The following is an 18,833-nucleotide window of genomic DNA, read 5'->3' as shown; positions in this document are numbered from 1 at the left end:
ACATCATTGAGTAAGGAGCGCATTCATGGCTGTTGGTCTTGGTCCTTTGCCAACGTTGCACCCGGTTGCCGGTTTTGAACTCGGTATCGCTTCGGCCGGCATCAAGCGCCCTGGGCGCAAGGATGTCGTCGTGATGCGCTGTGCCGAAGGTTCTACCGTGGCGGGCGTGTTCACATTGAACGCTTTCTGCGCAGCGCCGGTGATCCTGGCCAAAAAACGTGTGCAGAACGCTGTACGCTACCTGCTGACCAACACCGGCAACGCCAACGCCGGCACCGGCGAGCCGGGTCTGGCCGCCGCCGAGCGCACCACTGCGAAACTGGCCGAACTGACCGGCGTGGATGCCAGCCAGATCCTGCCGTATTCCACCGGCGTGATCGGCGAGCCGCTGCCGGTCGAGAAGATCGAAGGCGCCTTGCAGGCTGCACTGGACGATCTGTCGGAAAACAACTGGGAAGCCGCCGCCACCGGCATCATGACCACCGACACCTTGCCAAAGGGTGCCAGCCGCCAGTTCCAGCATGACGGCGTGACCATCACCGTCACCGGCATCAGCAAGGGCGCGGGCATGATCCGTCCGAACATGGCGACCATGCTCGGCTACATCGCCACCGACGCCAAAGTCTCCCGCGACGTGCTGCACAACCTGATGCTGGACGGCGCCAATAAATCGTTCAACCGCATCACCATCGACGGCGACACCTCGACCAACGACTGCTGCATGCTGATCGCCACCGGCAAGGCTGCACTGCCGGAAATCACCCGGGCCGAAGGCGAGCTGTTCGCCAAGCTGAAACGGGCGGTGTTCGAGGTGTGCATGGACGTGGCCCAGGCCATCGTGCGTGACGGCGAGGGCGCGACCAAGTTCGTGACCGTTGAAGTCAACGGCGGCGGCAATCACCAGGAATGCCTGGACGTCGGCTACACCGTGGCCCACTCGCCGCTGATCAAGACTGCCCTGTTTGCGTCCGACCCGAACTGGGGCCGGATTCTCGCCGCTGTCGGTCGTGCCGGCGTGCCGGATCTGGACGTGAGCAAGATCGACGTGTTCCTCGGCGACGTGTGCATCGCCAGCCGTGGTGCGCGTGCAGCGACCTACACTGAAGCCCAGGGCGCGGCGGTGATGCAGCAGGAAGAAATCACCATCCGTATCGAACTGGGTCGCGGCGATTGCAGCGAAACCATCTGGACCACCGACCTGTCCCACGAATACGTGAAGATCAACGCCGAATACCGCACCTGATCCCTGCCAAAGAGGGAGGTCCGCGGACCTCCTTTTCTGCTGTCCCATGAAAGGACCCGAACATGAGCCTTCACCTGATCATCGGCGACAAACTGCTTTCCTCCTGGTCCCTGCGCGCCGCACTGGCGCTTGAACTGACCGGTGCACCCTACACCGAAGAACTGGTCAAGCTCGGCAAGCCCGACACCCGCGAGCGACTGCTCAAGCATTCGCCGACCGCCAAGGTGCCGCTGCTGAAAACCGCTCGAGGCACCATCGCCGACTCTCTGGCGATTGCCGAATACCTGGCCGAGCAGTATCCATCCGAACAACTCTGGCCAACCGATATCGCGGCTCGCGCCCAGGCGCGTTCTGCCTGCGCGCAAATGCACAGCGGTTTCTTCGCCATGCGCAATCACATGCCGTTCAACCTGAGCCATGACGCACCGCTCAATCCGGTACCGCCGGAGGTGAAAGTCGATGTCGAACGCATGCTCGCACTGTGGGCCGAATGCCGTGCGGCGGCGACCGAAGAGGGGCCGTTCCTGTTTGGTCGCGTGTCGCTGGCCGATGCGTTCTTCGCGCCGATTGCCGTGCGCCTGCGAACCTATCAGGTGAAGCTGCCGGCGGAAGATGAAGCCTATGTTGAAACCGTCTACCAATGGCCAGCCTTCCAGGCCTGGCAAAAGGCCGGACTGGAGGAATTGCAGCCGTGAAACGCGTACACGTCGCCGCCGCCGTCATTCGTGACGACAGCGGCAAAATCCTTATCGCCCGTCGTGCCGATACTCAGCACCAGGGTGGTCTGTGGGAGTTCCCCGGTGGCAAGGTCGAGGCCGACGAGTCGGTGCAGACTGCGCTGGCCCGTGAGCTGCAGGAAGAGTTGGGCATAGTTGTCGGCGCCGCCCGTCCGTTGATCAAGGTTCGTCACGATTACCCGGACAAACAGGTGTTGCTGGATGTCTGGGAGGTTTCGAGTTTTACCGGCGAGCCTCACGGCGCCGAAGGCCAACCGCTGGCCTGGGTTTCGGCGAAGGAACTGACGAACTACGAATTTCCGGCAGCCAACCAGCCCATCGTGGCGGCTGCGCGTCTGCCCGCTGAATATCTGATCACCCCGGAAGGCCTGGAAGCCCCGGCCTTGCTGCGCGGCATCCAGAAGGCGATTGCCGGCGGGATCAAGCTGATCCAGCTGCGTGCGCCCAATGGTTATGACCCGAAGTACCGCGACCTGGCGGTGGACGCGGTCGGTTTGTGTGCCGGCAAGGCGCAGTTGATGATCAAGGGGCCGTTCGAGTGGCTTGGGGATTTTCCGTCCGCCGGTTGGCACATTACTTCGGCGCAGCTGCGCAAGTACGCCGCCGCCGGACGACCGCTGCCGGCGGAGCGCTGGTTGGCGGCGTCTTGTCACAGTGCTGAAGAACTGGCGCTGGCCGAGCAAATGGGCGTGGATTTCGTCACCCTGTCGCCGGTGCAACCGACCCTGACTCACCCGGACGCACAGCCGCTGGGCTGGGAGCAGGCTTCGACATTGATCGAAGGTTTCAGCAAACCGGTATTCCTGCTGGGTGGAGTCGGCCCGGCGGAGCGCGAGAAAGCGTGGAATGCCGGGGCTCAGGGTGTGGCGGGGATTCGGGCGTTCTGGCCTGAGGCTTGATTCTTTATTGAGGCTGTTGTCCCCTTCGCGGGCAAGCCCGCTCCCACATTTGATTGCATTCCAACTGTAGGAATACATTTTCCTGTGGGAGCGGGCTTGCTCCGGGCGGCGTTCCGACGAAGGCGTCCTGACAGTCGCTACTGATCTGAAGGTTTCGCCGCCGGCTGCCACAGAATCTCGGCAACACCCTGGCGCCGTGCAATCAGCCTCGCCGCCACAAACAACAGATCCGACAAGCGATTTATATAAGCCAGCCCAACCCCGGCCAGCGGTTCAATGGCGTTCAAATGCTGACAGCGCCGTTCTGCGCTGCGCGCCAGGCTGCGACAGACGTGGGCCTGGGCAATCAGCATCGAACCGCCGGGCAGAATGAAATTCTCCAGCGGCCCCAATTCTTCGTTCCACACATCGATGGCGGCTTCCAGCCTTTCGATTTCTGTTGCGTTCAAGGCCTGGTATTCCGGCATCGCCAACTCGCCACCGAGATCGAACAGTCGATGCTGACAAGGCGCCAGAACCTCGATCAATTCGTTGAGCCCGGGACAGGTCTCGCGTTCGGCGCTCAAGCCGGCCAGCAGCACGCCGACCTGACTGTTCAGGGTGTCGACTTCGCCAATGGCTTCGATGCGCGGGTGATCCTTGGGTACGCGGCGACCATCGCCGAGGCCGGTCTCGCCTTTGTCGCCGGTGCGGGTGTAGATCTTCGACAAGCGAAAGCCCATGGGTTACCTCGGTAGTTGATTGGTTTGGGCAGCGATGGGCGCCGGTTGCGCGAGCGGCAGGCGCAGGGTGAAACAAGTGCCTTGCCCCGGTGTGGACTGCACTTCCATCTGTCCCTTGTGATTGTTGGTGATGATGAAATACGACACCGACAGCCCGAGCCCGGTGCCCTGGCCGATTTCCTTGGTGGTGAAGAATGGTTCGAACGTGCGTTTGCGCACGTTCTCGCTCATGCCGATGCCGTTGTCCTCGACCTGAATTTCCGCCCAGGGCGGATTGAGCCGGGTACGCAGGATGATCCGCCCCGGTTCGCTGTCGTCTGCGCGCTGGTGGATCGCTTGCGCAGCGTTTTTCAGCAGATTGAGCAATACCTGTTCGAGTTCGTTGGCGGTGCCCGGCACCGGCCCGAGTGCCGGATCGAACTGGCGGATGATCGCCTGGCCTTTGAAATCGAAGCCGATGGCCAGATCGAAGTCGTTGCCGGCGATCTCCACCGCTTGATCGATCAGGGCCGGCAGGTCGCACGGCGCCATCTGTCGCGTGCTGCGACGGCTGAAACTGAGCATGTGGGTGACGATCTTCGCCGCCCGGGCGCCGGCCTGCTGGATGCCGTCGAGCAGTTGCGGGACTTCCCGGGCTTGCAGGTAGCGGTTCACAGTCTCCAGCTCGATACCCAGGTGTTCGGCCTGTTCGAGGTTCTTCGGCAGGTCGGACGACAGGCGTCGACGAATGTTTTGTACGTTATGCAGGATCGCGCCCAGCGGGTTATTGATTTCGTGGGCCATGCCGGCCGCGAGGCCGCCGACCGAAAGCATTTTTTCCGACTGCACCATCATTTCTTCCAGAGACAGACGCTGGGTGATGTCGTCGATCCGGATCACCACGCCACGCCCGGCACCGCCCATCAACGGGTAGAAGGTCAGGGCGTAGTGCTTGGGTTCGTCGTCCTTGAACCAGGTCACCCGCTCGATCTTCGCCACGGTGTGTTCTTCCACCGTTTGCTTGAGTTGCGGCAGAAACGGCTTGAGCGGTTCGAAGGCGAGGAAGATCGGCTGGTTCAACGCTTCGTCCAGCCGCGTACCGGAGAGGGCGCTGGCCTCCTGGTTCCACTGGGTGACGTAGAGCTGCTCGTCGAGGGCGATCAGCGCCGAAGGCATGGAGTCGATGATGCTGTTGAGGTAGTTCTGAAAGCCTGTGAGCTTTTTCTCGATCTTGCTGCGTACCTGGACTTCCAGTTCCAGTTTGCGATTGGTGTGGCGGGTTTCTTCGGCCAGGCCTTGCGCCTGATCGTAGGCCGCCTGCGAGTCGTCGCGGGCACGCTTGAGCTGCTGTTCCCGGGCTTCGATGCGCGAAAGCATGGTGTTGAAGGCCTCGGCCAGGCTGCCGATTTCATCGTGGTTGCCACGGGAGGCGCGCAGGGCGTAGTTCTCTTCGCGGGTTACCTGACGGGAGAGTTCTTCGAGTTCATGGATAGGCCGGGTAATCAGGCGTTTGATCTGTCGGGCGATCACCAGCCACAGCAGCACGCTGAAAATCAGGATCCCCAGGCTTGCGGTCAGGGTGCCGGTGTAGAACGCCATCGGCAATTCGCTGCTGGCCACCAGCAACAGATGACCTGGCGCAGTGCCGGGGCGGGGCAGGGTGATCAGTTGATTGCTGCGAAACTCGGTGAGCTGCCAGGCTTCGATGTGCCGGTAGCGTTCCGGCAGGTTGAGCTTGTCGCCGCGCTGCACCTGAGCGATGCGCTCGCCTTTGCCGTCATACAGTGCAGCGGCGCGTAGCGGCGAGTAGCTGTCGAGCTCCTTGAGCAGGCGCTCGGCGCTTTGCGGTGATTGCAAGGCTTCGGCGATCAGGCTCGGGTTCGCGACCAGGCGGCCGATGGTCTGCAGCGCCTGGGGTGCCATGCTTTCCTGGGAAATGTAATAGGCCGCGCTGATGAAAGTCAGGTTGGCGACCAGTAATACGGTGGTCAACAGCACCAGCAGGGCGGCCAGCAGTTTCTGGCCGACCGGCAGGTTTTCGAGGCGCTGGCGCAATGGCATCAGTTTTATCGCTGCAAAGGAACAAGTGGGCAGCGTAGCCGCTGCTCAGTCGACGGGCAATCCGAGACTGTGCAGATGGGCTGTCAGCCGTTGCTGCAATTGTTGAAGATGCGGCAGGCTGATTTGATGGCGTTGCGCAACTTTGCAGGCATGGCCCAACAGGTAACTGATCTCTGTGCGGCGTCTGTTGACCACGTCCTGATACATGGAAGAGAAGTTGGCCGCGGTGGCATGAATCACCCGCTCGACTTCCTGTTGCAGGTTGTCGGCCGCCGCAGGCTGACCGCAACGCTCCAGCAATTCGGTCAGTTCGGCACACAGGGTGGCGACTTCGCAGTGATGTTGCTGCAGACCGCCATTGCGGCAGTCGTGTAATACGGTCAGAGGATTGATCGCACAATTGAGCGCCAGTTTTCGCCACAGACGGGTGAGAATGTCGGCGCTCCATTCGTGGGGGATTTTTGCAGCTTCCAGATCGTCGAGCCAGATCGGCGCCACAGGATGGCCGGCATCACCGAGCCAGGTGTAGCCATGGCCGGCGAAGACCACGCGCCAGTCACCGTCGCGAAATGCGCCTTCGGTGCTCGATGCGCTGATGCAGCGTACCAGCGGCACGAGCGCCGCAACGGCTTCCTGGCTGCCGAGGCCGTTCTGTAGAAGAATCAGTTCGGCGTCCGGCGCCAGGCGATGAGCCACGGCGGCCACGGCGCTTTCGGCGTCGTAGGCCTTGCACGCCACCAGCAGGCGGCGGATCGGTCCGGGGCTGTCCGGGGTTTCGCCTGGGATGACGTAAGTGCTGGCGATGCCTTGTTCGACGAGGGTCAGCCCGCCAGCGGTCGCATAGTCATGCAGGCGGTCGATGTCACGCAGGATCAGCCGCACCGGCAATCCGGCCCGGGCCAGTCGCGTGGCCCAAAGGGTGCCGAGACTTCCGGCGCCGAGGATGTGCCAGGGGGTGGACATCAGTTTTTCACTCGGTAAGGTACAGGCATGCAAGGCTCGCCGTGTCGGTGGGTAAAGAGCCGTTATAATGAGCCCGATTTTAACCGCAAGCCAAGCGCGCCGCGTCCTGAACGAGCGCGCCTTTTTATTGGAGAGATTACATGCCGTCGTTCGACGTGGTATCCGAACTGGACAAACACGAGCTCACCAACGCGGTCGAGAACGCCGCGAAGGATCTCGATCGTCGTTATGACCTGAAAGGCAAGGGCAGCTACGAGTACAAGGAAAAGGAACTGACCGTCAACCTGACCGCTGAAGCCGAATTTCAGCTGGAAGCGATGATCGAAATCCTCAAATTGGCACTGGTCAAGCGCAAGATCGATGTGCAGTGCCTCGAGGTCAAGGATGCTTACGCATCGGGCAAGGTGATGAAGCAGGATGCCGTACTTCGGGAGGGCATCGACAAGGAGCTGGCCAAGAAGATCGTCGCTCATATCAAGGACGCCAAGCTCAAGGTGCAGGCCGCCATTCAGGGCGAGCAGGTGCGCGTGACCGGCAAGAAGCGTGACGATCTGCAGGAAGCCATTGCAGCACTGCGTGCCAAGGAGTTCGGTATGCCACTTCAGTTCAACAACTTCCGCGACTGAGCCACCTCGGTCGGGAACCTCTCGGCGTTTTCAGCGTCCGAGGGCCAAGCAGCGGCAGAAACGATTGAGCCTCAAGGGACTCGGTCTTTCTGCCGTTGATCTTTCATAGCCCGGGTAGCCGGAAATAAGGAGATAAAAGATGGATTTGAATGCTGAGGTGGACAACCTGGTCAAGGTGTCCCAGGCGTGGATTCCGATGATCATGGAGTACGGCAGCCGTGTGCTGCTGGCGGTGATTACCCTGGCCATCGGCTGGTGGTTGATCAACAAGGTCACGCAAAAGCTGGGCGGCCTGCTGGCCCTGCGCAATGCCGATCTGGCTCTGCAGGGTTTCATCAGCAGTCTGGCCAACATCGTGCTCAAGGTGCTGCTGATCGTCAGCGTCGCGTCGATGATCGGTGTCGAGACCACGTCGTTCGTCGCGGCGATCGGTGCGGCGGGCCTGGCCATCGGTCTGGCGTTGCAGGGCAGCCTGGCGAACTTCGCCGGCGGCGTGCTGATTCTGCTGTTCCGTCCGTTCCGTATCGGTGACTGGATCGAAGCGCAGGGCGTGGCGGGTACTGTCGACAGCATCCAGATTTTCCACACGGTGCTGCGCACCGGTGACAACAAGACCATCATCGTACCGAACGGCAATCTGTCGAACGGCATCATCACCAATACCAACCGTCAGCCGACCCGCAAGGTTGTGTTCGATGTGGGTGTCGATTACGAAGCCGATCTGCAAAAGGCCCGTCAGGTGCTGCTGGATCTGGCCAAGGATGATCGCGTTCTGCAGGATCCGGCACCGCAGGCCGTTATTTCGACATTGGGTGACAGTTCGATCACTGTTTCTCTGCGTGTGTGGGTTAAAACCGCAGACTACTGGGATGTGATGTTCATGTTTAACGAACAGTCCCGTGATCGTTTAAAGGCGGCCGGTATCGATATTCCGTTTCCACAGCGAGTGATTCGTGTGGTTCAGGAAACAGCGGTGTAATGATAGGTTGCTAATTAATTGCCTGATTTGTTGGTCAGGCAGTTATTACAAGTGACCGATAACAAAAAAAGGCCCATCCGAAGATGGGCCTTTTTCATTCAACCAAACTAACCACTGACGATTACAGGATGTTCAGTGGGTACTCGGTGATCAGACGGAACTCTTTGATGTCGCCTTCGCCTTCATCAGCGTTGGCAACGTGCCAGGCTTGACGAATACGGAAGGACAGATCTTTAGCCGGACCGCTCTGAACCACGTACTTGGCTTCAAAGTTGGTTTCGTGGTGTTTGCCGTCTTCACCATAGAGACCGGTATAAGCGCTACCCGCTGGAGTGTGGGTGCCGTCGATGTCCCAGCCCTTGACGTAACGAACCATGAAGCTCAGGCCAGGAACGCCGTACTCGGCCATTTTCAGGTCGTAACGGGCTTGCAGGGATTTCTCGCCTGCACCGTTGAAGTCAGAGTACTGGATGGAGTTGGCGAGGAAGATCGAGTCGCCACCACGGTTGTTTTTGCCCACGCCGATGTAGTCGAACGGGGTGTCGCCGTTGACCTTCTGGAAGGCCAGGGTGAAGGTGTGTGCCTTCAGGAACGACAGGGCTGTCGCCAGGGAGTATGTGGTGTTGCTGATGTCGCCGGCTTTCGCGCTACCGGTATCGGTGGTGCGATAGATGTTGAAGTCAGTGTTCAACGAAGTGTTTTCACTGAACGGCGTGGTGTAGTTCACGTTGGCGTAGTACTGGTTCCAGATGTCTTGCAGCTTGGCGCCGTACAACGATGCGGTCAGGTTGTCGGTGATGCCGTATTTGCCGCCGAAGTAGTCGATGCTTTTTGCTTCGACGCCAGCGTAGGTGGCGTAAAGGCCGCCTTCACGGGCGTTTTTGTCCTGGCTGGTAGCCGAGTAGAAGTGACCGGCTTCGAGATCAAGATCTTTGATCTCGCTGCTCTGCAGCTGGAAGCCGCTGGCAGTTTGCGGAAGGATACGGGAACCGCCGATAGCGAACACTGGAGCCGTGGTTGGCTGCTGGTCGCCGATTTTCAGCTCGGTCTTGGAAATGCGGAACTTGATGGCAGCGCCGGCCTTGCCCTGGCTGTCGTTGACGTCATGGGCGTAACCGTTGGCTTTGACAGCATTGCTGCGGCTCATGTTACCGGTACCGCTGGTACCGTCACCGCCGTCCAGTTTTACAGCCAGGTAACCGAATGCATCGATACCGACGCCTACGGTGCCTTGGGTGTAACCGGAGGTGAAGTTGCCGAGGAAACCCTGGGTCCAGTCTTTCTGGTCGTGGCCGCCGTTCTTGTTGTCCCGGTTGAAGTAGTAGTTCTTCAGCGTCTCGGTCAGTTTGGCGTCTTCAACAAAGCCTTTGGCTTCTGCCTGGTCACTTACAAAAGGCGCGGCCGTAGCCAACTGGGAACTGGCTGCTGTAACGGCCAGTGCGATCATGCTCCACTTCATCACGCGCATCGTGATTTGCTCCTTTGGTTTTAGAAGAGTACTGCCGTCCCACCTGTTTTATTATCTGGGCGGCTCTTTCTTTTTGTGTCGGCGCAAACTTATATCACGCCGACAATGTTGGCGATACTTGCGCCTACAACCTTTCATGTTCTTTACGACGCTGTCGCAAATGACTGGGTCGATGTCGCAAATTCACAGTACCCATGCAGCCGGGCTGACAACTTTATCGCTGTTTCTGAGCCTTTCTGCATCGGTAAAAAAGAGTCCCTGGCAAAACACTTGAATCTCCATCGGGCAACCCTGCCACTGTTTTTCTGGGGTCTTGAGTGTCCACTTCCCGTGGGGTACTCATGGCCCATTTGAGTATGAATGCAACAAGCGTGCACAAACCGCGGAATCGATGCGGTTATTTTCTTTCGTACCCGCCTGTCTCTGTAAAAACCTTGTAAAACCGGGGTTTCTGGCACGCAGTTGACGGGGGTTGACGCCCCCCTGTTGCCTGGTGCTGTCACAGGTGTTTCAGCCCGCGACAATCAAAAACGTTACCGGTTCACCCTGTCAGTGAGTATTTGGCGGATACTCAAGCCATTGAGCGTAGACGCGCTGTACGGTTTTGGTGCAAAAATTTTTTCCGGCTGTGCTGAATTCAGACACCTGGGTCCTGTCATGAGCCTGAACACGGCAGCGCGCTGCGGTCATTCCGGCGGTTTGCACGGCTTGATCGGTCTCGTACTGGTGCGCAATCACCGGAAATGTTCCATGTCGGGGCACCGTTTCGCCGTGAAGGGCCGGGCAATCAAAGGTATGCTGCCGTCCTGTCGCTTGGTGCGCCGTCCCCGCAGGAGGCCCGCTAAGCTGAATAATGCCGATCAGCCGGGAGTGCATGCAGTGTTTGCTTTAGATCCACGACTTCAACAGGACAGCCTGACCATCGGCGATTTCCCGCTCTGCCGATTGCTGCTGTCCAATGACGCCAACTACCCCTGGTTCATCCTGGTGCCTCGTCGCGACGATATCAGGGAGTTGTTTCAGTTGGATGTCGCCGACCAGCAGCGTCTGTGGCAGGAAACCACCGCGCTGGCCGAAGTGCTCAAGGATTCGTTCGATGCCGACAAGATGAACGTTGCCACCCTGGGTAACGTCGTCAGTCAATTGCATATGCATGTCATTGTGCGCAAACGTGACGATGCCGCGTGGCCGGCGCCGGTCTGGGGCAAGCATCCGGCCAAGCCTTACAGCGAGGAGCAGGTAGCGGCGATTCGTGAACGTCTGCGCCTGGTGCTGGATGAAGATTTCAAGTTTCTGGAGGGCTGAATCATGAGCCTGGAACAACGTGTTACCGATCTGGAAAGTCGCCTGGCGTTTCAGGACGACACCATTCAGGCGTTGAACGATGTGCTGGTGGAGCAGCAGCGTGTGGTTGAGCGTCTGCAGTTGCAGATGGCCGCAGTGCTCAAGCGTCAGGAAGAGATGGTCGGCCAGATCGGCTCCTTCGAGGAAGATGCGCCGCCTCCGCACTACTGAGTTTCAGCCTTTTTCCGGACGATAAAAAACCGCGAGCAGCCAGGCTGTTCGCGGTTTTTTCGTTGTGAATCAGCGACGCGGCAGGGCGGCGATCACGTCTTCGGCCTGCAGGCCTTTGTCACGGTTCATCACCGAGAACTCCACGCGCTGGCCTTCGACCAGTACGCGGTGGCCTTCGCCGCGGATGGCGCGAAAGTGCACGAAAATATCATCGCCGGAGTCCCGGGAGATAAAGCCGAAGCCCTTGGAGGTGTTGAACCACTTGACGGTGCCGGTATCGCGGTTGCTCATGTCGTAGCTGGTTGGAGCGACAGCCGGGGAGGACTTGTAGAAACTGACGGCCAGGTGCAGGACCACGGCAACCAGAGCGATTGCCAGGCTGAACAGAACCGCAGGCTGACCGGCGATGACCGGCATCGGTGCGATCAGGGTCAGGGTTTGCAGTACGACGGTCAGAACCAGAAGGGCGCTGACCAGATTTTGCAGATGCTGGCGCGGGCCTTTGTTCCAGTTAGGGATCACCGGAGCAATGACCAGGTTCAGCAGGCCGAAAAAGGCCAGGTAAAGTGCATCGGGTTGTTGCAGGTAAGGAACGGCTTCGGATTTCAAGCTGGGTATGAACGACAGCAGCAACGCCGCTGCGCCCATCAGCAGGTGGACGATTTTCAACATTTTTATTGACTCACGTTATGACGGCTCACAAGGAAGAGCTGAAGGCGCACGGTTCGCTTCGAAACAATAAGAGGCGTTGGACACGTGCCCGGCATCAGCCTATGCGCAACACCCGGAAAACGGGGCGTAGCGACACATTGCCTATTTAACAGCAAAGCCCGTAACGACTCAAATCACCCCGGCCAGCGGCGAGTGTGGGGCGATTTGTCGCCTCTATGGGCTCGATACGGGGGCTGCGGGGCGAGGGTGCCCTTGCTACAGTGAAACGGCATCTGCTGGATGAACTCAATCGCCTCAGGGGGTAAACATGGCAATCGATATCGGTATCAGTGAAGAGGATCGCAAATCCATCGTCGAAGGGTTGTCGCGTCTGCTGTCGGACACCTATGTGCTGTATCTGAAAACCCACAACTTCCACTGGAACGTCACCGGACCGATGTTCCGCACCCTGCACCTGATGTTTGAAGAGCAATACAACGAACTGGCCCTGGCCGTGGACTCGATAGCCGAGCGCATCCGCGCACTGGGTTTCCCCGCACCGGGCGCCTATGCGACTTATGCGCGTCTTTCTTCTATTAAAGAAGAAGTGGGTGTGCCGAGTGCCGAAGACATGATCAGGCAGTTGGTCGAAGGCCAGGAAGCCGTCACTCGTACCGCTCGCGGCATTTTTCCACTGCTGGACAAGGTCAGTGATGAGCCGACGGCTGATCTTCTGACTCAGCGCATGCAGGTTCACGAGAAAACCGCCTGGATGCTCAGGGCGTTGCTCGAAGCCTGATCGGGCAGGCGCACGGACACAAATTGTGGGGCGTGCGCCTTTTTTGAAACGTGAAAAGGCATCCAATGATGTAAGAAATTCGGAAGGCGATCTGCCGCTCCATGATCCTCCCTACTGTGTTGGCTTATCCTACGCAGACGGACAAAAAGTCGTCTGGATATGCCGTTGCCCCTGCGCATTTAATGAGTTGACAGGATGTTGCCTCGACAAGAGGCAGCGATGGCAAAGGAGTGTCAACGATATGGAAGATGGAGAGAGGCGAGATGGCCTCGTCATGGGTTTGCGACAGGAGAGGGGGCTGGCGCCGCTTCTTGAAGAGTTCGACATGACATTGATCCGGCCGCTGGCCCGTTCGGTGCGGCTGAATGGTTTTGCGACCTGCCTGCGGCTGGAGCAGGTTTACTGGAATATTCTGGGCCGCATGGCTGAGAACAACAGCTGTTCGGTCGGGACGCTGTTGTCTCGTGTGGATCGCGAAGTGCATCTGCGCCATGGCGGGGTCAAGAACTTCAGCGGCCTTGTGCGGGTGGTCTGTGTCGTCCACGGCCTGCGGGATGCCTCGGCGACAGCCGGGAGTTGTCGGTGAGGGGGCGGCCTGTGCAGTCTTCCGGCTGCACAGGCCGCATTTAATGGATATAATCCCGCTCTTTCGCCACACCGCCCTGCGGGAGCTGGCAATCTGATCGCCGAGACAACTCCATGCCGATGTACGATTACCAATGTGCTTCCTGTGGTCATCAGTTGGAAGCCATTCAAAAGATCAGTGACGCACCGCTGGTCGATTGCCCTGCCTGTCAGGCACCAGAACTCAGGAAACAGCTGTCCATGCCAGGCTTTCGTCTAAGCGGCAGCGGTTGGTACGAAACCGATTTCAAGACCGGCGCGAAGAAGAATCTGGCCGGTGGCGACAAATCCGACTAGGGTTCAGGCCCGGGTCCAACGACACGCGAGAGCATCCACCGGTCGCACGGAATCTGAGTGCGGCGGATCTCCACCGAATTTCGAATTACGAGAAGCGAAACCACTACCATGATGCGCAGCCATTATTGCGGCCAACTGAACGAAAGCCTGGAAGGCCAGGAAATTACCCTTTGCGGATGGGTTCACCGTCGCCGCGACCACGGCGGGGTGATTTTCCTCGATATCCGTGATCGTGACGGTCTGGCCCAGGTGGTATTCGATCCGGATCGCGCCGAAAGCTTCGCCGCCGCCGACCGCGTTCGCAGCGAATACGTCGTGAAGATCACCGGCAAGGTGCGTCTGCGTCCGGCCGGTGCCGTCAATGCCAACATGGCTTCGGGTGCAATCGAAGTGCTGGGTTACGAGCTGGAAGTGTTGAATGAGGCCGAAACGCCTCCGTTCCCGCTGAACGAGTACTCCGACGTCGGTGAAGAAACTCGTCTGCGCTACCGCTTCCTCGACCTGCGTCGTCCGGAAATGGCCGAGAAGCTGCGTCTGCGTTCGCGCATGACCACCAGCATCCGTCGCTACCTCGACGAGAACGGCTTCCTCGACGTGGAAACGCCGATCCTGACCCGTGCGACTCCGGAAGGCGCGCGCGACTACCTCGTGCCGAGCCGTACCCACGCCGGTTCGTTCTTCGCCCTGCCGCAATCGCCACAGCTGTTCAAGCAGCTGCTGATGGTGGCCGGTTTCGACCGTTACTACCAGATCGCCAAGTGCTTCCGCGACGAAGACCTGCGTGCCGACCGTCAGCCTGAGTTCACTCAGATCGACATCGAGACCAGCTTCCTCGACGAAAAAGACATCATGGGCCTGACCGAAGGCATGATCCGCAACCTGTTCAAGGAAGTGCTGGATCTGGAGTTCGGCGAATTCCCGCACATGACGTTCGAAGAAGCCATGCGCCGTTACGGTTCGGACAAGCCGGACCTGCGCAACCCGCTGGAGCTGGTGGACGTTGCCGACCAACTGAAAGAAGTCGATTTCAAGGTCTTCAGCGGCCCTGCCAACGACCCGAAATGCCGTATCGCCGCACTGCGCGTGCCAGGCGGGGCGAGCATGCCGCGCAAGCAGATCGACGACTACACCAAGTTCGTCGGCATCTACGGTGCCAAGGGCCTGGCGTACATCAAGGTCAACGAGCGCGCTGCCGGTGTTGAAGGCCTGCAGTCACCGATCGTGAAAAACATCCCGGAAGCCAACCTGAACGTGATCCTCGATCGCGTTGGCGCAGTCGACGGCGATATCGTGTTCTTCGGCGCCGACAAGGCCAAGATCGTCAGCGAAGCCCTGGGCGCGCTGCGCATCAAGCTCGGTCACGACCTGAAGCTGCTGACCTGCGAATGGGCACCGATGTGGGTCGTCGACTTCCCGATGTTCGAAGAGAACGATGACGGCAGCTTCTCCGCCTTGCACCACCCGTTCACGGCGCCGAAGTGCACCCCGGAAGAGCTCGAAGCCAATCCGGCTGGCGCGCTGTCCCGTGCCTACGACATGGTTCTGAACGGCACCGAGCTGGGTGGCGGTTCGATCCGTATCCACCGCAAAGAGATGCAACAGGCGGTATTCCGTCTGCTGGGCATCAACGAAGAGGAACAGGAAGAGAAGTTCGGCTTCCTGCTCGATGCCCTGAAATACGGTGCGCCGCCACACGGTGGTCTGGCCTTCGGTCTGGACCGTCTGGTGATGTTGATGACCGGTGCCCAGTCGATCCGTGAAGTGATCGCCTTCCCGAAAACCCAGAGTGCCGCCGACGTGATGACGCAGGCGCCGGGTGTCGTGGATGCCAAGGCACTGCGCGAATTGCACATTCGTTTGCGCGAAACGCCAAAGGCTGAGTAAGACGGGCCTGAAGGCGCATCTTCGGATGCGCCTTTTTTCTTTCTGCAAGGAACAGGTCGAGATTTTTTGTTTGCCGGCTGCGCAATGTGCCAAGCGGGCAAGGTTTCAAAGAGAATTCGGAGCGAGTTATGGCAGGTCATTCCAAGTGGGCGAACATCAAGCACCGCAAAGAACGTCAGGATGCCAAGAGAGGCAAGATCTTCACCAAGTGGATTCGTGAACTGACCGTCGCGGCCCGTCAGGGCGGCGGCGATCCGGGTTCCAACCCGCGTCTGCGACTGGCCCTGGACAAGGCGCTGGGCGCCAACATGAGTCGTGACATCATCGATCGTGCCGTGGCCCGTGGTGCCGGTGCGACCGAAGCGGACAACGTTGAGGAGCTGACCTACGAAGGTTACGGTCCCGGCGGTGTGGCGGTGATGGTCGAGTGCATGACCGACAACCGCAACCGCACTGCCGCAGCCGTGCGCCATGCGTTCAGCAAATGTGGCGGCAACCTCGGGACTGACGGTTCTGTGGCCTATCTGTTCGAACGCAAGGGGCAGATCAGTTTCGCGCCGGGTGTTGATGAAGACTCCCTGACCGAAGCGGCGCTGGAAGCCGACGCCGACGATGTGGTTGCTCATGAAGACGGCTCGATTGACGTGTTCACCTCGTTCACCAGCTTCTATGCGGTGCGCAATGCGTTGGAAGTGGCGGGCTTCAAGGGTGATGATGCGGAAATCGTCATGCAGCCGACCACCAGCACCGAGCTGGATCTGGAAGGTGCGGAGAAGGTGCTCAAGCTGATCGACATGCTCGAGGATCTGGATGACGTGCAGAACGTCTATTCCAACGCGGACATTCCGGAAGACGTGGCGGCTCGGCTCGGTTAAGACCGACTATTCTCCACTGTGGGAGCGAGCCTGCTCGCGAATGCGGACTTTCATGCAGCCTCGTTGCCGAGGATGAAACCGTTTTCGCGAGCAGGCTCGCTCCCACATTCGTTATTCGTTGTATTTGATCTTTTGCCTTTACCGAATCCTCAGGCGTTATGACTTTAATTCTTGGTATCGACCCCGGTTCGCGCATTACCGGATATGGCGTGGTACGCGATACCGGACGGGGTTGCGTCTACGTGGCTTCCGGCTGCATTCGCACCGGCGCCGGCGAGTTGCACGAGCGTCTGCAGATCGTCTATCGCGGCGTGCGGGAGATCATCCAGACCTATGGCCCGGTGACCATGGGCATCGAGAAGGTGTTCATGGCGAAGAACGCCGATTCCGCGCTGAAGCTGGGGCAGGCTCGGGGAGCCGCCATTGTTGCTGGCGCTGAAGAAAGTCTGGAGATCGCCGAGTACACGGCAACCCAGGTCAAGCAAGCGGTGGTGGGCACTGGCGCCGCCAATAAAGAGCAGGTGCAGATGATGGTCATGCATATGCTGAAGCTGACCAGCAAACCGCAGATCGATGCGTCGGATGCCCTGGCAATCGCCATTTGTCATGCGCACACCCGGTCAAGCCTGCTGCCTCACGGTCTGGGTACCGCACGCAGTCGTGGCGGTCGCCTGCGTCTCTGATAGCATCAGCAGTCAAATTTCCGGAAGGCGGATCTCGTGCCTGGGTCGTCGGCCCGAAAACCGCTTTTCGACAGTCGCCAGCCCACGGCTGGCCAACGCTCAAGGATCTGAAACGTGATTGGACGCCTGCGGGGCACCCTCGCTGAAAAACAGCCGCCGCATCTGATTCTGGATGTAAACGGCCTCGGGTACGAGCTGGAAGTGCCCATGACCACCCTGTATCGCCTGCCGTCGGTCGGGGAGCCGCTGACCTTGCACACGCATTTGGTCGTACGCGAAGACGCGCAGTTACTCTATGGTTTTGCCGGCAAGCGTGAGCGAGACTTTTTTCGCGAGCTGATCCGTCTCAATGGTGTGGGTCCGAAGCTGGCGCTGGCCTTGATGTCGAGCCTGGAGGTGGACGAACTGATCCGTTGCGTGCAATCCCAGGACACCTCGGCGCTGACCAAGGTGCCGGGCGTGGGCAAGAAAACCGCCGAGCGCTTGCTGGTGGAGCTCAAGGACCGTTTCAAGGCCTGGGAAACCTCGCCGGCCATGTTTGCGCTGGTGCCGAACCAGCCGGACGGCCCGGCGCCGGTCAACACCGCCGAGAACGACGCGGTCAGCGCGCTGATTTCCCTGGGCTACAAGCCGCAGGAAGCCAGCAAGGCGATTTCCGCGATCAAGGAAAAAGGCTTGAGCAGCGAAGACATGATCCGACGCGCCCTGAAGGGAATGATTTAAGTGATTGAAGCTGATCGTCTGATCGCCGCCACGCACAGTCCGCGTGAGCGCGAAGAAGTCCAGGATCGGGCGATACGTCCCGTCAGCCTGGCCGAATACATCGGCCAGCCGACCGTGCGCGAGCAGATGGAGCTGTTTATCCAGGCCGCCCGGGGCCGTGGCGAATCCCTCGACCACACCCTGATCTTCGGTCCGCCGGGGCTGGGCAAGACCACTCTGGCCAATATCATTGCCCAGGAAATGGGCGTATCGATCAAGAGCACCTCAGGGCCGGTGCTCGAGCGACCGGGCGATCTGGCGGCGCTGCTGACCAATCTTGAGCCTCACGATGTGCTGTTCATCGATGAAATCCATCGTCTGTCGCCGATCGTGGAAGAAGTGCTGTACCCGGCGATGGAGGATTTCCAGCTCGACATCATGATCGGTGAAGGCCCGGCGGCACGTTCGATCAAGCTTGATCTGCCGCCGTTCACCCTGGTCGGTGCGACGACGCGGGCGGGGATGCTGACCAACCCGTTGCGCGACCGTTTCGGGATTGTCCAGCGTCTTGAGTTCTACAGCACTGCGGACCTGGCGACGATTGTCAGCCGCTCGGCGAACATCCTCGGTTTGCCGCTGGATCCTGAAGGTTCTTTCGAGGTCGCCCGTCGTGCCCGTGGCACGCCGCGAATCGCCAACAGACTGTTGCGTCGGGTGCGGGATTTCGCCGAGGTCCGGGCCAAGGGGCATATCACCAAGTCCGTTGCCGACCTGGCACTCAACCTGCTGGATGTCGATGAGCACGGTTTCGATCATCAGGACCGGCGTCTGCTGTTGACCATGATCGAGAAGTTCGATGGCGGACCGGTCGGCATTGATAGTCTGGCCGCTGCGATCAGCGAGGAGCGTCATACCATCGAGGATGTGCTGGAGCCGTATCTGATTCAGCAGGGCTACATCATGCGCACGCCGCGAGGCAGGGTGGTGACCCGGCATGCGTATCTGCATTTTGGTTTAAACATTCCGTCACGAATGAGCGAAACACCCGTGGCAGACGAGTTTCTCGATGCCTTGGACGATTGATACACATTTATTGGCGATTTATTCAGCGTTTGTACTGTCTCAG

General features: G+C 59.5%; 20 protein-coding genes. 15 read left to right on the top strand and 5 right to left on the bottom strand.

Annotation, left to right across the window (positions count from 1 at the left end; genetic code table 11):
- Positions 1-25: 25 nt before the first annotated feature.
- From argJ to NWV16_RS21975, 3 genes are all read left to right on the top strand, one after another.
- Positions 26-1,243 carry a bifunctional glutamate N-acetyltransferase/amino-acid acetyltransferase ArgJ gene (argJ, locus tag NWV16_RS21985; protein ID WP_260520731.1) on the top strand — a complete coding sequence of 406 codons (1,218 nt, stop codon included), beginning with the start codon at positions 26-28 and terminating at the stop codon, positions 1,241-1,243.
- A gap of 62 nt (positions 1,244-1,305) precedes the next feature.
- Positions 1,306-1,938, top strand: a complete 633-nt coding sequence (locus NWV16_RS21980; RefSeq protein WP_260520730.1) for a glutathione S-transferase family protein — start codon at positions 1,306-1,308, stop codon at positions 1,936-1,938.
- Positions 1,935-2,879, top strand: a complete 945-nt coding sequence (locus NWV16_RS21975; RefSeq protein WP_260520729.1) for a Nudix family hydrolase — start codon at positions 1,935-1,937, stop codon at positions 2,877-2,879. The genes NWV16_RS21980 and NWV16_RS21975 overlap by 4 nt, the downstream gene beginning before the upstream one ends.
- Positions 2,880-3,016: 137 nt before the next feature.
- On the opposite strand, the gene NWV16_RS21970 is transcribed toward NWV16_RS21975, so the two are convergent.
- The 3 genes from NWV16_RS21970 to NWV16_RS21960 are packed head-to-tail and all read right to left on the bottom strand — an operon-like array spanning position 3,017 to position 6,604.
- Positions 3,017-3,601: a cob(I)yrinic acid a,c-diamide adenosyltransferase gene (locus NWV16_RS21970; RefSeq protein ID WP_260520728.1), complete on the bottom strand. Its 585-nt coding sequence runs from the start codon at positions 3,599-3,601 to the stop codon at positions 3,017-3,019.
- Positions 3,602-3,604: 3 nt separating this feature from the next.
- Positions 3,605-5,641, bottom strand: coding sequence for an ATP-binding protein (locus NWV16_RS21965; RefSeq protein ID WP_260520727.1), 2,037 nt, complete (start codon positions 5,639-5,641; stop codon positions 3,605-3,607).
- Positions 5,642-5,686: 45 nt separating this feature from the next.
- Positions 5,687-6,604: a putative 2-dehydropantoate 2-reductase gene (locus NWV16_RS21960; protein WP_260520726.1), complete on the bottom strand. Its 918-nt coding sequence runs from the start codon at positions 6,602-6,604 to the stop codon at positions 5,687-5,689.
- Between the two features lie 140 nt (positions 6,605-6,744).
- Here NWV16_RS21960 and NWV16_RS21955 point away from each other — a divergent pair, with 140 nt between their 5' ends.
- Entirely contained in the window at positions 6,745-7,230 is a 486-nt protein-coding gene (locus NWV16_RS21955; protein ID WP_065258535.1) for a YajQ family cyclic di-GMP-binding protein, read from the top strand.
- A 139-nt stretch (positions 7,231-7,369) separates the two neighbouring features.
- Entirely contained in the window at positions 7,370-8,209 is an 840-nt protein-coding gene (locus tag NWV16_RS21950; protein WP_260520725.1) for a mechanosensitive ion channel family protein, read from the top strand.
- A gap of 121 nt (positions 8,210-8,330) precedes the next feature.
- Here NWV16_RS21950 and NWV16_RS21945 read toward each other — a convergent pair whose 3' ends face one another.
- On the bottom strand, positions 8,331-9,677 hold the full coding sequence (locus tag NWV16_RS21945) for an OprD family porin (RefSeq protein WP_260520724.1): 1,347 nt from the start codon (positions 9,675-9,677) through the stop codon (positions 8,331-8,333).
- 879 nt (positions 9,678-10,556) lie between these two features.
- Here NWV16_RS21945 and NWV16_RS21940 point away from each other — a divergent pair.
- The gene (locus tag NWV16_RS21940) at positions 10,557-10,982 is read left to right on the top strand and encodes an HIT family protein (protein ID WP_260520723.1); all 426 of its coding nucleotides are present in this window, start codon (positions 10,557-10,559) and stop codon (positions 10,980-10,982) included.
- 3 nt (positions 10,983-10,985) lie between these two features.
- Positions 10,986-11,192 carry a SlyX family protein gene (locus NWV16_RS21935; protein ID WP_065258532.1) on the top strand — a complete coding sequence of 69 codons (207 nt, stop codon included), beginning with the start codon at positions 10,986-10,988 and terminating at the stop codon, positions 11,190-11,192.
- Positions 11,193-11,261: 69 nt separating this feature from the next.
- On the opposite strand, the gene NWV16_RS27745 is transcribed toward NWV16_RS21935, so the two are convergent.
- Positions 11,262-11,864: a cold-shock protein gene (locus NWV16_RS27745; protein ID WP_312846909.1), complete on the bottom strand. Its 603-nt coding sequence runs from the start codon at positions 11,862-11,864 to the stop codon at positions 11,262-11,264.
- A gap of 307 nt (positions 11,865-12,171) precedes the next feature.
- Between NWV16_RS27745 and NWV16_RS21925 the strand changes: the two genes are divergently transcribed.
- The 8 genes from NWV16_RS21925 to ruvB all read left to right on the top strand — a co-directional run bounded on the left by NWV16_RS21925 (position 12,172) and on the right by ruvB (position 18,790).
- Positions 12,172-12,642, top strand: a complete 471-nt coding sequence (locus tag NWV16_RS21925) for a Dps family protein (protein ID WP_065258530.1) — start codon at positions 12,172-12,174, stop codon at positions 12,640-12,642.
- Between the two features lie 241 nt (positions 12,643-12,883).
- Positions 12,884-13,228, top strand: a complete 345-nt coding sequence (locus NWV16_RS21920; RefSeq protein ID WP_409519308.1) for a ribbon-helix-helix domain-containing protein — start codon at positions 12,884-12,886, stop codon at positions 13,226-13,228.
- 113 nt (positions 13,229-13,341) lie between these two features.
- Positions 13,342-13,563 carry an FmdB family zinc ribbon protein gene (locus NWV16_RS21915; RefSeq protein WP_065258528.1) on the top strand — a complete coding sequence of 74 codons (222 nt, stop codon included), beginning with the start codon at positions 13,342-13,344 and terminating at the stop codon, positions 13,561-13,563.
- 108 nt (positions 13,564-13,671) lie between these two features.
- Positions 13,672-15,447, top strand: coding sequence for an aspartate--tRNA ligase (gene aspS, locus NWV16_RS21910; RefSeq protein WP_260520722.1), 1,776 nt, complete (start codon positions 13,672-13,674; stop codon positions 15,445-15,447).
- Positions 15,448-15,575: 128 nt separating this feature from the next.
- Positions 15,576-16,322: a YebC/PmpR family DNA-binding transcriptional regulator gene (locus NWV16_RS21905; RefSeq protein WP_260520721.1), complete on the top strand. Its 747-nt coding sequence runs from the start codon at positions 15,576-15,578 to the stop codon at positions 16,320-16,322.
- Between the two features lie 158 nt (positions 16,323-16,480).
- Positions 16,481-17,005 (top strand): crossover junction endodeoxyribonuclease RuvC, encoded by a 525-nt coding sequence (gene ruvC / locus NWV16_RS21900; RefSeq protein WP_065258525.1) that lies wholly within the window; start codon positions 16,481-16,483, stop codon positions 17,003-17,005.
- A gap of 114 nt (positions 17,006-17,119) precedes the next feature.
- Positions 17,120-17,728 (top strand): Holliday junction branch migration protein RuvA, encoded by a 609-nt coding sequence (gene ruvA, locus NWV16_RS21895; RefSeq protein ID WP_007951205.1) that lies wholly within the window; start codon positions 17,120-17,122, stop codon positions 17,726-17,728.
- Positions 17,729-18,790, top strand: a complete 1,062-nt coding sequence (gene ruvB / locus NWV16_RS21890; protein WP_260520720.1) for a Holliday junction branch migration DNA helicase RuvB — start codon at positions 17,729-17,731, stop codon at positions 18,788-18,790. It abuts the gene before it with no gap.
- Positions 18,791-18,833 lie beyond the last annotated feature (43 nt).

Origin of the sequence: Pseudomonas sp. BW7P1 (assembly GCF_024981055.1) — a bacterium.
Taxonomy (GTDB): Bacteria; Pseudomonadota; Gammaproteobacteria; order Pseudomonadales; family Pseudomonadaceae; genus Aquipseudomonas; species Aquipseudomonas bananamidigenes.
This window is presented reverse-complemented; position numbering and strand designations above follow the sequence as displayed.